Source organism: Leisingera sp. M527 (genome assembly GCF_025141525.1).
Lineage (GTDB): Bacteria > Pseudomonadota > Alphaproteobacteria > Rhodobacterales > Rhodobacteraceae > Leisingera.
On sequence record NZ_CP081037.1, the window covers coordinates 119,195 to 132,667 of the forward strand.

The following is a 13,473-nucleotide window of genomic DNA, read 5'->3' on the forward strand; positions in this document are numbered from 1 at the left end:
GGGCTTCTCCATAAATGTGTGTGAGTCACATATATAAATAACTCCTTCCAATTCAAGTGTGTGAGTCACATATTACCCGTATGACGGATGATTCACGGCGGACTGCGAATTTACTGGGGGCGGCGGTGCTCTGCCTGCATGATGAACTGAGGACGGTTCTGGCGAGGCAGTTCCACCGCTCCGGAGAAGGGCCTGCGGCGCTTTGCGCGCTGGGTCACCAGCCAGGATTGTCGAACGACGCACTGAGCCGGCTTTTGGATCTCACCCATACAGGCACGGTGCGCCTGATCGACAGGCTGGCCGAGGATAGCCTTGTCAGACGCCAGGCGGCGGAGCACGACAGGCGCAGCGTCGCTCTTTTTCTCACTGAGGCCGGCCAAGCCGCACGGGAGAACATATTGCGCGAGCGGCTGGCGGCATTGGAGGTTGTGACCGGCGGCCTGTCTGATGACGAGCAAAGGGACCTGGCCCGGCTGCTGGAAAAACTGCTGCAAGCTGCTGCTGGGGACGACACGCACAAACTGCGGACCTGCCGGCTGTGCGACAGCCGCGCCTGCACAAACTGCCCGATACTGGTGCCATTAAACGGGCCGGACTGAGGCGTCCGGCAATAGTGCCAGGCCTTGTTGCGCAAACGTCGAGGGGGAGCTCGTGAAGCCAGCGTGGCAGCCCAAATTGCCGGATCAGATACCTGCCGGCGGAGAAACCGGTTCGAACTTACTTATTCCGGAACCAAATCGTGCCGGAAGTCTGCATCGGGCTGCGGCCAGGGTGCTAGCCGGTCTGGTAGCCCCGGACGTAAGCCCAGGTGGCGTCTGCTATGCGGCCTCGGAGCGCTTGGCTGCTGCTGTCCAGATTTGCAGGTTTTCCGATCAGCAAACTGGCAAATCCATGCACCATTGCCCATAATGGAGTTCCGAAATCATGCGGGTCCAGATTGCCGAGGCCCTGCGCCTTCATTATGCCCGTCAGTTCTTCAATAAAGGTGTTGTATGTAACGCTGCTGGCCACGCGCGCTACATTGGAGGGGCGTTGTTGCAGAACTCTGAGTTCTAAGGATTCACATCACGAATTCATGCGGTTAGACGGGGCAGATGAGCAAGCCCGCACCTGCCCGCTACCGTACGACGAATTGGTCCAGCTACAACGATGCGCTCAGAAAGCGCGGGTCGCTTCTGATCTGGTTGGACGAAGAGATGACCTGGCTCGCGCCGCATGATGGCAGCCCCGGTCGCCCTGCGGTTTTCTCGGATGCGGCAATCCAGTTCTGCCTGTCGATCAAGGTTCTGTTCAAGCTGCCTCTCCGGCAGACCGTCGGGATGGTCACCAGCCTTTTGCACCTGGCGGGTCTGGACTGGCCCGTTCCGGATTTCTCTACGCTGTGCCGCCGACAGAGTGAGATGGGGCCGTGGCCCCAGTGGGGCCGCGTAAGCCCATAGAACGCTGGCCGTCCAGATCCCATATCGCCGCGCCGATGGGCCGCTGAACCTGCTTGTGGACAGCACCGGGATCAAGTTCCTTGGCGATGGTGAGTGGCAGGCCCGCAAGCACGGCGTTCAGGGGCGGCGCCAATGGCTGCCCGGCAGTTGATTGCAGAGCAATCAATGAGAGGGGCGCAAGGTTCATCTTGCGATGGACGCTGCCACGTCTGACATCCGTGCCGTCGAATTCACCCCCAGCCGCGACGGCCCCTCTCGTGGTTATGCTGCGCAAACCACTGCCGGGCAGTGGACAGCCCGGTCTTACCGGACTTGTTGGGTCAGTTCCCCGAGGACGAAGACATCGGCACCGTGATCGCCGATGGTGCCTATGACACGCGACGCTGCCATGTCGCGATCCTCGAACGCGACGCGGCCCCGATCATCCCGATCCGCAAGAATGGCCGGTTGTGGAAAGAAGATTGTCCGGCTGCGCAGGTCAGAAACGAAACTCTGCGAGCCACCCGACACTACGGTCGAGCCTTCTGGAAGCGCTGGACAGGATACCACGTCCGAAGCCGGATCGAGGCAAAGATGCGCTGCTTAAAGGCATTCGGCGAGCGCATTGCCGCAAGAGACCCCGACCGCCAAACCGCCGAGATCCATATCCGCATCGCACTCATCAACCGCTTCAACGCACTCGGCACCGCTGAGATTATTGCGAGAGCTTCAACGCACGGTTCAGGGACGAGTTCTTGAACGGCGAACTCTTCTACAGCCTGCGCGAGGCGCAAATCCTCATCGAAGAATGGAGGAAACACGACAACACCAAACGCCCTTATAGTGCTCTGGGCTATCGCCCACCGGCGCCGGAAACCATCGTCCAGATGGACCCAAGGCAAGTCATGCACTAACAATCAAACTGGACCATTCAAGTGGGGCTGATCAATCATGGAGCACCGCAAGGAAGTACTCATTCGGCAACTGAACAGAAGACGGGAAGCTTGACTCAGTAAAATGGTTTTGCCATTCAGCCAGTGTGACCGGTTCCGCGAGTGTTTCAATGCGCAGCGGAAGAAATAGGGAACACGGTGCGGCGTACCCATAAGGGACCAAATCCGTGACTGCCCCCGCAACTGTGAGCGGTGAGTGACGCTGAACATGCCACTGGGATCTTTCCCGGGAAGGCCAGCCGAACCAAGACCCGCGAGTCAGGAGACCTGCCGGACACAGGACAAAGACTTCGCTAGCGGAGTGTCTGCCCTTTTCCACCGGACGCCGGGGTGCGCGTCTGGCGCGGCTGCCGTACAGGCTTTTCCGTGCCACTATCCCCGTTGTTCATTCCTGATTGCAGGTGCGCCTGTGTCGTCGAATGAGGACGAAATGAAACTGAAATATCTGGCTGCAGCTCTGGCCGTATCCCTGCCGGTCACCGCATCGGCGCATTTCCAGCTGAACTACACTGAAAACGTGCTGATCGGGAAGCCCGGCGATGTACCGATGGGGCTGGTGTTCTGGCACCCGCTGGAAAACGGCCATGTGATGGACATGGGCAAACCTGAAGAATTTTTTATGGTTCACAAGGGCGAAAAGGTTGATCTTTCGGACCGCTTGGAACCGGCCACATTCAAGGGCGCGGAGAACGAAGCCGCCGCCTACAGGGCGTCGGTTCCGGTCAAGCGCTCGGGCGACTATGTGGTGGTGACTGTGCCCGCGCCCTACTACGAGGAAAGCGAAGACATCTATATTCAGCAGATTTCCAAAGTCGTGCTGAACCGCAACACCCTGCCCACCGATTGGGATCAGCCAGTGGGCCTGGAAACCGAGATCCTGCCGCTGAACAAGCCCTATAACGTCATTGTTGGCTCTACCTTCTCGGGTCAGGTGCTAGCGGATGGCAAGCCGGTTCCGGGCGCCGAAATCGAGGTTGAGTTCATGGCATCAGAGCCGGACCTTGCGGCCTTTTCCACAACCAACCCGACGGTTCAGCCAATGTCCGGCGGCGCCATCGTTGCGATCGCAGACCAGAATGGCGTCTTTTCCTTTGGCATTCCGAAAGCGGGCCACTGGGGATTTGCCGCCCTCGGCTCCGGCCCGGCGACTGAGCATGACGGCAAGGAGCTTAGCCAGGACGCTGTGTTGTGGATCCACGCTGAAGAGCTGAAGTGAGAATAGCACCATGCATATCGTAGACGGCGCACTGTCGAATCCGGTTGTGATCGGCGGCGCGGTTGCCGCCGTCGCCGGTATCGCCATGGGGCTGCGGAGCCTGCCGCTGGAACGTATTCCGGCGGCGGGGGTTCTTTCTGCCAGTTTCTTTGTGGCCTCCCTGATCCATGTCCCGATCGGGCCGAGTTCGGTTCACCTGATCCTGAACGGGCTTGCGGGGCTGGTCCTGGGCTGGGCGGCCTTTCCGGCCCTGTTTGTCGGACTGCTGCTGCAGGCGGTGTTCTTTGGCTTCGGCGGGCTGACCGTGCTGGGCGTGAACGCCGTGAACATCGCCCTGCCTGCAGTTCTGGTCGGGCTGATATTCCGCCCGCTGGTGGCCCGCGGCTCGCCTCTGCAGGGCGCCATCTGGGGCGGAATCGGCGGCGGCGCGGCCATTGCTGCCACAACTCTGGCCGTGGCGGTATCGCTGATGTTGTCTGGCGATGAGTTCATCCTGGCCGCGAAACTGGTGTTCTTTTCCCATATTCCGGTGGTGATCATCGAAGCGCTTTTGTCCGGCGCTGCCATTTTCCTGGCGCGGCGCGTGAAGCCCGAGCTGTTTTTCGACGCAAAAGGAAGCCTTGCATGATCCGCTCCTGCATTCTGATCCTTGCGCTGCTGGCGCCGCTCCCGGTGATGGCACACAATGTTATCTCAGCTGTTTTTCCGTCCGGTTCCGACATTGAGGGCGAAGTGGGCTTTTCCAACGGTGACATGGCCGCGGACCTGCTGATTGAGATCTTTGACGTGGCCGGCAGCAAGCTGGGAGAGTCCAGAACCGACGGTGACGGCTTTTTCCTGTTCACCCCGTCGGAGCCTGTGACACATATCTTCCGTGGCGATCTGGGGGCTGGCCACGTGGCCGAGATGATGATGGACGGTGCGGAAGTCGCGCAGATCATCGGGCAAAGCCCGGGCGCTGCAGCAAATTCTGCGGCTGCTGCCATGGACATCTCTGCAGCGCCGGCGGCGGCAGGGTCCGCGGGCCTCTCAGATCAAACCCGCTCCGAGCTTGCCACCATGTTGCGCAATGAACTGCGCCCGCTCCGCCAGGAGCTGACAGCGTTCAAGAACCAGTCGGACTTTCAGTCCGTGCTTGGCGGCATCGGCTATATCTGCGGCCTGTTCGGGCTTGGCTTCTACATCGCCGCACGCCGCAAGATCGGCAGCAGCGCATGACCTATGTTCTGACGAGCGAGGAAAAACCGCTCGGCGGGTTCGGCACCTTTCGCGCCAAGGTCACAGCACTTGACCCGCGGATGCGCATCATGATGACGGCCGCCTATGCGGTGGTGGTTGTCTCGCTCAGCAATCTTTGGGTTCTGGCGGCCGCTCTTGGCCTGTCGATGTGGCTGCTGGCCTTCTCTGGCCTGCCGCCCCGGCAAACGCTGATACGGATGGCGATGATGGACAGTTTCATCATCTTCATGCTGGTGCTGCTGCCCTTTACCGTGCCCGGAACCCCGGCCCTGTCCATTTGGGGGCTGGAGGCCAGCTGGGAAGGCCTGTGGCGTGCAACCGAGATTGCCCTTACCGCCAATGCGGTGATCCTTGCGGTTATGACACTGGTGGGTTCGATGGAGCCGGTAACCATGGGCCACGCGCTCTTTGCCCTCAAGACCCCGGAGCGGCTGGTGCATCTGATGATGTTCACCATCCGTTACATCGACGTTCTGCGCGAGGAATACCAGCGCCTGCGCACCTCGATGAAGCTGCGCGGCTTCCGCCCCGGCACCAACTGGCACACCTACCGCAGTTACGGCTATCTGGTTGGCATGATGCTGGTGCGCTCCATCGAACGGTCGGAGCGCATTCTGGCGGCGATGAAATGCCGGGGGTTCTCCGGCCGCATCATCCTGCTGGAGGATTTTCGTTTCAGCCGGTCCGACCTGCTGTTTGCCGCAGCGCTGTCCGCCGCACTTGCTGCCCTGATCTGGGCGGAGGCCGCCTATGCCGCTTATTGATTTGAACAATATCCACTTTGCCTACCCTGGGCTTGATCCGGTGCTGGAAGGCGCCTCGATGCGGCTCAACGCTGGTGAGCGGCTGTCGATTGCCGGGCCCAACGGCGCCGGAAAATCGACATTGCTGAAAATCATCATGGGGCTGCTTGTTCCTGCCAGCGGCACCGTCACCGCCTTTGGCAAGCCTTGCATGGCGGAAGCGGATTTTCACGAGATGCGCCGCCGCGTGGGCTTTGTGTTTCAAGACGCCGACGACCAGCTGTTCTGCCCGACCGTGGCCGAGGATGTGGCCTTTGGTCCGCTCAACCTGGGTAAATCCAAACAGGATGCCTTGGCAATTGTTGACAGCGTGCTGACCCGCCTGGAGCTGATGCATCTGCGCGACCGGGTGACCCACAAACTGTCGGGCGGCGAGAAGAGGCTGGTGACACTGGCCACCGTACTGGCGATGGAGCCGGCGGTGCTTATTCTGGATGAGCCGACCAACGCACTGGACCCGGACAACTACGCGCGGCTGGCCGGAATCCTGAAAGGGCTTGATCAAGCAATCCTTCTGGTCAGCCATGATCAGGAATTCCGTAAACAGATTGCTCCTGGAGGATATCGTTTGAAGGGCCGCGAGCTTATTCGGACTTAGGACGTGCGGCTAATCGAACACGAATGGCCGCGTTGCCAAGAAGGCATTGGTCGCTCAGGGTAACTCATAATCTGTGCTACTTTTCGAGGTGTTATTAAAAAGTAGGAGGGATATGTGAGATGGAACGTGTTCGGCGTGGCTTGAGTGATGGGCAAGCGGGAGCTTTAGAAACAGCCTACAGAGCGGCGAAGGCTTTTCGCGAGGATCTGCCTCAGGGGCTGGCCCGCCCTAGCTTGGAACTTGGCGAAGCTGCAAACCGCTTCCTGTCTCCTCTTGCTGAAACAGGGGTGCCGGAGAGTAAGGTTATCGAAGATATCGTGCAGCAGGCTGACGGCGGGCTGCACAAAATGGCAGCCCCGACCTTCTTCGGCTATGTCCTTGGTGCGTCGCATCCCGTCGGTGTAGCTGCTGATTTTTTAGTGTCAGCCTGGGGGCAGAACGCAGGTTCATCCTTTGAGACACCAGCAATCACGGGGATGGAGCGCGCCGTCTGCAACTGGGTTATTGAACTGCTGTCGCTGCCTGCCGAAAGCGGAGCCGGTCTGGTGACCGGCGGTACAGTCGCAAACATGGTTGGCATTATGGCGGCACGCCATGCGCTGCTGGCCGCTCAGGGCTGGGATGTAGAAGCTGATGGGCTTTTCGGGGCACCGGAGATTCCGGTTCTGATCGGACAAGACGCACATTCTGCGCCATTTGCAGCCCTGCGCTACGCCGGGTTTGGAGCAAGCCGCACACAAACTGTAGCTGCCGACAGCGAAGGGAGGATTAAGCCGGACGCCTTTCGGGCAGCAATTAACCGGTGCAGCAAACCGCCGCTTGTGATCCTGCAAGCAGGTCAAATAAACACCGGCGCCTTCGATCCGTTTGACGAATTGATCCCAATGGTGCGCGAGAAGAAGGGCTGGGTTCATGTCGATGGAGCGTTCGGACTCTGGCTCGCTGCAGTGCCCGAGCTTGCAAATCGGCTGGAGGGGGTCGGCGAAGCGGACAGCTGGGCAATCGACCTGCACAAGTGGCTTAACGCTCCTTTTGATGCTGGCATGGTTATAGTACGCGACCGTGCGCCGCTCGTTGCGTCGATGTCTGCCCGTGGCGCCTATCTGCCTGAGACCACTGAGCATTGGGAACCAAGTGATTCAACGCCCGAGTTATCCCGGCGGGCAAGAGGTGTCCCTAGCTATGCGATACTGCGGCATCTCGGCCGGGCGGGTGTTCGCGAACTTGTGGCGCACCATTGCCGCCTCGCGGAGCGGATTGCCCGAACGGTGTCTAACGAGCCCGGCTTAACAGTCCTGAACCGGATCCACAGCAACCAGGTTGCGATTTGCTGCGGCGACGGGACAGATGACGGCAAGCTCACCATGCAGGTCCTGCGGCGTGTTCAAGAAAATGGCAGAGTTTACCCGACACACGGTGAATGGGCTGGCCGCAAGATCATTCGAGCTTCTGTCATTGGATACGGCATGCAGGAAGAAGATGCTGACCTTCTTTCAGCTGAAATAATTGATGCTCATCGCTGCTGTGTCGCCGATGTTCTCTGAATGGCTTGAATCGCAGCCTGAAGCCCTTCCAGTTTACGCAAGCGGCAGGTGCAGTGAAAACCGGCTAGCCCGGCGGGAACATTGCTTAGTATGAAATGCTGCACCCGATGTCGCCTGTCCTGCCTGCGGCCCTGGCGCACGCAGACTCCCGCCAACGCCTCGGTCTATTGCATATTTATGCCGATGCAACGTGCGGAGTGACTGGTCAGCAGAGCTGATCCGGGTTCGCCGCGGCAAAAGCCGGGTGCGCCGCGCAGGCTGTTTCCACTGCGCAGATCCGTGGCAGGTTCGCAAAGTCCACTTCCCAGCGGCGTGCATTGTAAAGCTGCGGCATCAGGCAGATATCGGCGAGCCCCGGTGTTTTTCCAATGCAAAAGGGCGACTGACTGAAGTCGGCAAGTAATGCCTCAAACGCTTGCAGGCCAGGTCGGATGAAATGCTGCATCCAGGCCTTGGGCATGTCCGCCGCACCGCTGCTGAGTTGGGTCGCGTGTCTGGCCACTTGCAAGTTACAGACTGGATGCACATCCACCGCAACCGAATGGGCCAACGCCCGTGCCCTGGCACGCAGGCCTGGGTCTTTGGGCAAAAGGCCGAGGTTCCGGGTTTCGTCCAGGTAATCCAGAATCCCCAGTGATTGGGTCAGACGCAACCCGTCGATTTCAAGCACCGGCACAAAGCCCTGCGGGTTGCGGGCCAGGTGCTCCGGGCTCTTGTGTTCGCCCTTTACCAGATCAACCGGGACCGAGGTGTATTCGATTCCACCCAGGTTCAGCGCGATGCGCAGCCGGTAGCTGGCCGATGAGCGCCAGTAGTCATAAAGAAGCGTGCTGCCCATTGGCGTCCTCCGGTGCTAAGGAGGCAGCCCGATGGGCTGCCCCAATTGGTTTGGCCATACTCAGGTCTTGTGCAATTCCTTGGCGTGCAGCCATTCGGCATGCTTGGGGGCCTTCTTGGTCTTGGACCATTCTTCCAGCATTTCCCATTTCACCGAGTCCAGCTTCTGCAGCAGCGCCTCTTCCTCGGGATCCGGACAGGCCAGTTCCACCCGGTGGCCGTTCGGGTCGAAGAAGTAGATCGAGTGGAAGATCGAGTGATCGGTGACACCCAGCACTTCGACACCGTTGGCCTCCAGATGGTCCTTGAACTGGATCAGGGTCTCGCGGTCTTTCACCTTAAAGGCGATGTGCTGCACCCAGACAGGCGTGTTGCGGTCGCGGTCCATCTCCGGCTTGGTCGGCAGTTCAAAGAAGGCCAGGACATTGCCGTTACCTGCATCCATGAAGATATGCATGTAGGGGTCGGGTTCATGCGTCGATGGAACATGGTCCTCGGCAATCGCGAGCACAAAGTCCATGTTCAGCATCTTGTTGTACCACTCTACCGTCTGTTTGGCGTCTTTGCAGCGGTAGGCGACGTGGTGGATCTGTTCGATTTTCAAGCGGTGTCCTCCCCAGGTTTCAGCGCGGCCGCGGCCAGCGCCTGTTTCAGGATCGCGCGTTTTCCAATGTGATTTGCCAGCACCAGCACCAGACGCGCATTCAGCGCATCGCTTTCGGCTTTGCTGAGGCCCTCATGCGCGGTCAGGAGATCTGCATAGAAATCGTCGGCGCGCTCGAGGTTGGCGGTCAGGATCAATTGGTCTTCGGTCATCTTGATCACTCCTTGCCGATGGCCCGGCGGATTGCGTGCCGGAACTGGTTTTCGTCAAAGCCGGGGCGGCGGGCAGCAACATGCTGGTCCGGGCGGATCAGGTAAACACCGCTGTCATGCTTGCCCAGATACCGTTCCTTCAGCGCCAGCGTCTTGTCATCCTTGATGGACAGTGCCAGCCGGGTGACCTCAATACCTTCTTCCTCGATCACGTCGGGGGCATCGGCGTCGATGGTGAGCAGCACGAATTTATCTCCCAGCTTGTCCAGCAGGAAACCGTCTCCCAGCGGCACGTCGGGGCAGGAGGAGCCTGGGCGGGTGCGCTCAGGTCCGTCCAGTGCATCTGCCGAATTCAGCGGCGAGCCGTCATAGGTGCAAGGCACCGACAGGCGGCCCGAATTCACCAGCGGGCGGGCGAATTCAAACTGTTCGGACAGGTCCAGAACCGCGTCACGCAGCATCCGGCTCATCTCGGACTTGGGCGTGATGAAATCGGTGGAGCGCGAGGAGTTCAGGATGTTTTCATCCGCACCGTGAACCCGCTCGGTGTCATAGCTGTCCAGCAGGCTTTCCGGCGCGGTGCCGTCGATCACCATTTGCAGCTTCCAGCACAAGTTGTCGGTGTCCTGCAGGCCGGAGTTCGCGCCGCGGGCACCAAAGGGCGAGACCTGATGCGCGGCATCGCCGGCAAACAGCACCCGGCCATGGCGGAACTGCTCCATCCGGCGGCATTGGAAGGTGTAGATCGACACCCACTCCAGCTCGAATGCCACGTCCTCCCCCAGCATCGCCTTAAGGCGCGGGATCACGTTTTCCGGGCGCTTCTCGCGCTCCTTGTCGATATCCCAGCCCAATTGCAGATCAATCCGCCAGACACCGTCCGGTTGCTTGTGCAAAAGCGCCGACTGTCCTTTGTTGAAGGGCGGGTCGAACCAGAACCAGCGTTCGGTCGGAAAATCCGCCTCCATAATTACATCGGCGATCAGGAAGTTGTCCTCGAACACCCGGCCGACGAAATCCAGCCCCAGCATCCGCCGGGTCGGAGAGCCTGCGCCGTCGCAGGCGATCAGCCAATCGGCCTCCAGGTTATAAGGGCCTTCGGGCGTGTCGATTTCCAATGTCACATGGCTGGGATGGGTGCCGATGGCCGAAACCTTGTTACGGCCGCGGATTTCGATTGGTGCGCCCTGCTGCTGCAGTTCGCGAACCCGGTTCACCAGGTATTCCTCAAAGTAATACTGCTGCAGATTGATGAAGGCGGGGCGCTTGTGGCCTTCCTCCGGCAGCAGATTGAAGTCATAGACCTGACGTTCGTCAAAGAACACCTTGCCGGCATTCCACTGCACGCCCTTGTCCACCATCGGCTGGCCGCAGCCCAACCGGTCGAGGATCTCCAGGGGCCGCTTGGCAAAACAGATCGCGCGAGAGCCGAAGCTCACCTTGTCATTGTCATCCAGAACCACCACTTCGGTGCCCTGCTGGGCCAGGTCTATGGCGGCAGCCAGGCCGATGGGTCCTGCCCCGATCACCACCACCTTGCGGTGCACGGGGGCAGGGGCGTCCTGATCCGCGTGGCGCGCATAGGGGTACAACGGGACTTCAAAGATCTTGTTCATCAGGTCTCCTCCCTAATTCGGGTGCCGTCAGGCACAGCTTTACCGCTTCCCGGCCTGGCAGGCCGGGAGGATGGTCTAGCGTCTCACAGGTTCTGCCGGGGCGATACGATCTGGATCAAACCGCCCCGGTTGCAATTCCTGGCCGGGGCTCAGCCCTGCAGGGCCTCCCACATCTCCAGATCGCGCTGGGCGGTCCAGATGCGCGGGGTGTTGATGCCGCGGGCTTCGTCATAGGCGCGGGCGACGTTGAAGGGCAGGCAATGCTCGTAGATCGCATAGTCCGAGAATTTCGGGTCGCACTCGGCACGTACGGCGTCCCAGGCCTCTTTCAGGGTGCCATTGCGGGCGGCTACCTTGGCGGCGGGGCGGTAAGTGCTTTCGACGAAGTCGCGGGTGTTCTCGATGGCGGCATTCACCATGTCCTTGCCCACCAGCGCGTCGCCGCGGCCGGGGGCAATGGCATCCACATCAAAGGCTGCAATATTGTCCAGCGTATCGCCCCAATCGCTGAAATGACCATCGCCGCAATAGCAGGCGGAGTGGTATTCTACGATGTCACCGGTGAACATCACGTTCTGGTCCGGCACATGGATCACGATGTCGCCTGCGGTGTGGGCCCGGCCCAAATGCATAAGATCCACCCGGCGGTTGCCGAGATACACGGTCATATCGTCGGAAAAAGTCGTGGTTGGCCAGGTCAGACCGGGAATGCTCTCATGGCCTTCGAACAGCCGGGGGAAGCGCTGAAACTCGCTGTCCCAGTCCTCCTGGCCGCGTTCCACCACCATGGCACGGGCCGCGTCGCCCATGATGACTTGTTGCGCGCCAAACGCCGAGGCGCCGAGGACGCGCACCGCGTGGTAATGGGTCAGTGCCACATGGGTAATCGGCTTGTCGGTCACGGACCGAACGCATTCGATCACCTTGTTCGCCAGCCGCGGGGTGGCCTGCGCCTCAATAATCATAACGCTGTCGTCGCCGATGATCACACCGGAGTTAGGATCTCCCTCGGCGGTGAAGGCATAAAGACCTTCTCCAATCTCATCAAAGGTGATTTTCTTTTCGGTCATGTCTCCTTGGGACGCAAAAGCTTTTGCCATGGTGGTCTTCCTTATCTTGCGTAGGGGTCTTCAAGGGCGGCCAGAACGGTGCCGGTGCAGTCGCCGAACCCGATGGTATAGCCGTCGCCCTTTGCCGCGCCCTTCAGGGTCAGCGTGTCGCCATCGGCAATGAAGGAGCGCTCTTCGCCACTATCCAGCGTCAGTGGCTCCTTGCCGCCCCAGCTCAACTCCAGCAACGAGCCGCGGCTTTCCTTGCTTGGTCCGGAAATGGTGCCGGAGCCCAGCAGATCACCTGCATTCATCGGGCAGCCCGAGGTGGTGTGATGTGCCAGCTGCTGCGCGGCGGAATAGTACATTTCCTTGTAGTTGGTCCGCGCGATGGTGGTCGCCTCTTTGCCTTCCGGAGCCATGGTGACTTCCAGGTCAATGTCATAGAGCATCGGCCCGCAGTCCTTCAGGTGGTCCAGCAGCTCCACCTCGCGCTCGGGTGTGTCGCAGCGGAACGGTTCCAGCGCCGCTTTGGTCACAATCCAGGGGCTGATCGAGTTGGCAGTCGCCTTGGCCTGGAACGGCCCCAGCGGTTGGTATTCCCAGGCCTGAATGTCTCGCGCCGACCAATCGTTCAGCAGTACATAGCCAAAGATATGGTCATCGGCCTCTTGCACAGTAATCGGGCTGTCCGAGGGCGTGCCGACAATGGCGCCCATCTCCAGTTCGATATCGAACCGCGCGCAGGGGGCCCAGCGGGGGGCTGCATCATTGGGGCCTTTCAGCTGTCCCCAGGGGCGGCGCACATCGGTGCCGGAGACCACCACAGAGGACGCCCGTCCGTTATAGCCGATCGGGATATGCAGCCAGTTCGGCGGCAGCGCGTTTTCCGGGCCGCGAAACATTGTGCCGACGTTGAAGGCGTGGTTTTTGCCAGCATAGAAGTCGGTGTATTCGCTGACCGCAAAAGGCATGTGCAGCTCGGCATCCATAGCGGAGACCAGTAGGGCTTCCACCTTTTCCTGTTCGGCAGCGCCGTCGGACAGCAGCGCAGTCAGGCGTTCGCGCAGCGCGGCCCAAACGGCCGGGCCTTCCTCCATCAGGTCGTTCCAATAGGGCACGTCGAACAGCGGTGTATCATCCAGCTGAATCAGGCCGGTCTCTTCGGCGGCCTGCATATCCAGGATCATGCCGCCGATGGCCACGCCGCAGCGCGGATCGTCGCCATCAACAGAGAACACGCCATAAGGCAGGTTGTTCAGCGGGAACGGGTGGGCAGCGTCATTGGCCGAGGCCACCCAGGATTTCAGCAGAGGCATCGTGTCTCCAGTTTCCGGATCCGAAGATCCTTTTCATCTTTCCGGAAAATACTCCGGGGGTGAAT

14 protein-coding genes, 2 pseudogenes and 1 riboswitch are annotated in these 13,473 nt (G+C 60.2%); of the genes and pseudogenes, 9 read left to right on the forward strand and 7 right to left on the reverse strand.

Annotated features, from left to right (window positions below):
- Positions 1-80 precede the first annotated feature (80 nt).
- The gene (locus K3555_RS00575; RefSeq protein ID WP_260007020.1) at positions 81-599 is read left to right on the forward strand and encodes a MarR family winged helix-turn-helix transcriptional regulator; all 519 of its coding nucleotides are present in this window, start codon (positions 81-83) and stop codon (positions 597-599) included.
- 175 nt (positions 600-774) lie between these two features.
- Here the strand turns inward: K3555_RS00575 and K3555_RS00580 are convergent, their stop codons facing one another.
- On the reverse strand, positions 775-1,011 hold the full coding sequence (locus K3555_RS00580) for a hypothetical protein (protein ID WP_260007021.1): 237 nt from the start codon (positions 1,009-1,011) through the stop codon (positions 775-777).
- Between the two features lie 83 nt (positions 1,012-1,094).
- Between K3555_RS00580 and K3555_RS00585 the strand changes: the two are divergent.
- The 8 genes and pseudogenes from K3555_RS00585 (at position 1,095) to K3555_RS00620 (ending at position 7,771) form a co-directional block, all read left to right on the forward strand.
- Positions 1,095-2,177 (forward strand): annotated as a pseudogene (locus K3555_RS00585) (IS5 family transposase).
- A pseudogene (locus tag K3555_RS00590) lies at positions 2,135-2,332 on the forward strand (transposase); the annotation flags it as partial. The pseudogenes K3555_RS00585 and K3555_RS00590, both read left to right, overlap by 43 nt.
- A 113-nt stretch (positions 2,333-2,445) precedes the next feature.
- Positions 2,446-2,661: riboswitch (cobalamin riboswitch) on the forward strand.
- A gap of 140 nt (positions 2,662-2,801) precedes the next feature.
- On the forward strand, positions 2,802-3,587 hold the full coding sequence (locus K3555_RS00595; protein WP_259989086.1) for a DUF4198 domain-containing protein: 786 nt from the start codon (positions 2,802-2,804) through the stop codon (positions 3,585-3,587).
- 10 nt (positions 3,588-3,597) lie between these two features.
- Positions 3,598-4,215, forward strand: a complete 618-nt coding sequence (gene cbiM, locus K3555_RS00600; protein WP_260007023.1) for a cobalt transporter CbiM — start codon at positions 3,598-3,600, stop codon at positions 4,213-4,215.
- Positions 4,212-4,805: a cobalt ABC transporter permease gene (locus K3555_RS00605; protein WP_260007024.1), complete on the forward strand. Its 594-nt coding sequence runs from the start codon at positions 4,212-4,214 to the stop codon at positions 4,803-4,805. Before cbiM ends, K3555_RS00605 begins: the two co-directional genes overlap by 4 nt.
- A complete protein-coding gene (cbiQ, locus tag K3555_RS00610; protein ID WP_260007025.1) occupies positions 4,802-5,590 on the forward strand; it encodes a cobalt ECF transporter T component CbiQ in 789 nt (262 codons plus the stop codon). The genes K3555_RS00605 and cbiQ overlap by 4 nt, the downstream gene beginning before the upstream one ends.
- Positions 5,577-6,227, forward strand: coding sequence for an energy-coupling factor ABC transporter ATP-binding protein (locus K3555_RS00615; RefSeq protein ID WP_259989093.1), 651 nt, complete (start codon positions 5,577-5,579; stop codon positions 6,225-6,227). Before cbiQ ends, K3555_RS00615 begins: the two co-directional genes overlap by 14 nt.
- Positions 6,228-6,346: 119 nt before the next feature.
- A complete protein-coding gene (locus K3555_RS00620; protein WP_260007026.1) occupies positions 6,347-7,771 on the forward strand; it encodes an aminotransferase class V-fold PLP-dependent enzyme in 1,425 nt (474 codons plus the stop codon).
- 205 nt (positions 7,772-7,976) lie between these two features.
- On the opposite strand, the gene maiA is transcribed toward K3555_RS00620, so the two are convergent.
- From maiA to fahA, 6 genes are all read right to left on the reverse strand, one after another.
- Positions 7,977-8,609, reverse strand: a complete 633-nt coding sequence (maiA, locus tag K3555_RS00625) for a maleylacetoacetate isomerase (RefSeq protein WP_260007027.1) — start codon at positions 8,607-8,609, stop codon at positions 7,977-7,979.
- A gap of 60 nt (positions 8,610-8,669) precedes the next feature.
- Positions 8,670-9,212, reverse strand: a complete 543-nt coding sequence (locus K3555_RS00630; RefSeq protein WP_259989099.1) for a VOC family protein — start codon at positions 9,210-9,212, stop codon at positions 8,670-8,672.
- On the reverse strand, positions 9,209-9,424 hold the full coding sequence (locus K3555_RS00635; protein WP_129369267.1) for a DUF2783 domain-containing protein: 216 nt from the start codon (positions 9,422-9,424) through the stop codon (positions 9,209-9,211). The genes K3555_RS00630 and K3555_RS00635 overlap by 4 nt, the downstream gene beginning before the upstream one ends.
- A gap of 5 nt (positions 9,425-9,429) precedes the next feature.
- On the reverse strand, positions 9,430-11,040 hold the full coding sequence (locus tag K3555_RS00640) for an FAD-dependent oxidoreductase (protein WP_260007028.1): 1,611 nt from the start codon (positions 11,038-11,040) through the stop codon (positions 9,430-9,432).
- Positions 11,041-11,189: 149 nt separating this feature from the next.
- Positions 11,190-12,140, reverse strand: coding sequence for an MBL fold metallo-hydrolase (locus K3555_RS00645; protein WP_260007029.1), 951 nt, complete (start codon positions 12,138-12,140; stop codon positions 11,190-11,192).
- Between the two features lie 11 nt (positions 12,141-12,151).
- On the reverse strand, positions 12,152-13,408 hold the full coding sequence (gene fahA / locus K3555_RS00650) for a fumarylacetoacetase (protein WP_260007030.1): 1,257 nt from the start codon (positions 13,406-13,408) through the stop codon (positions 12,152-12,154).
- Positions 13,409-13,473: the final 65 nt, after the last annotated feature.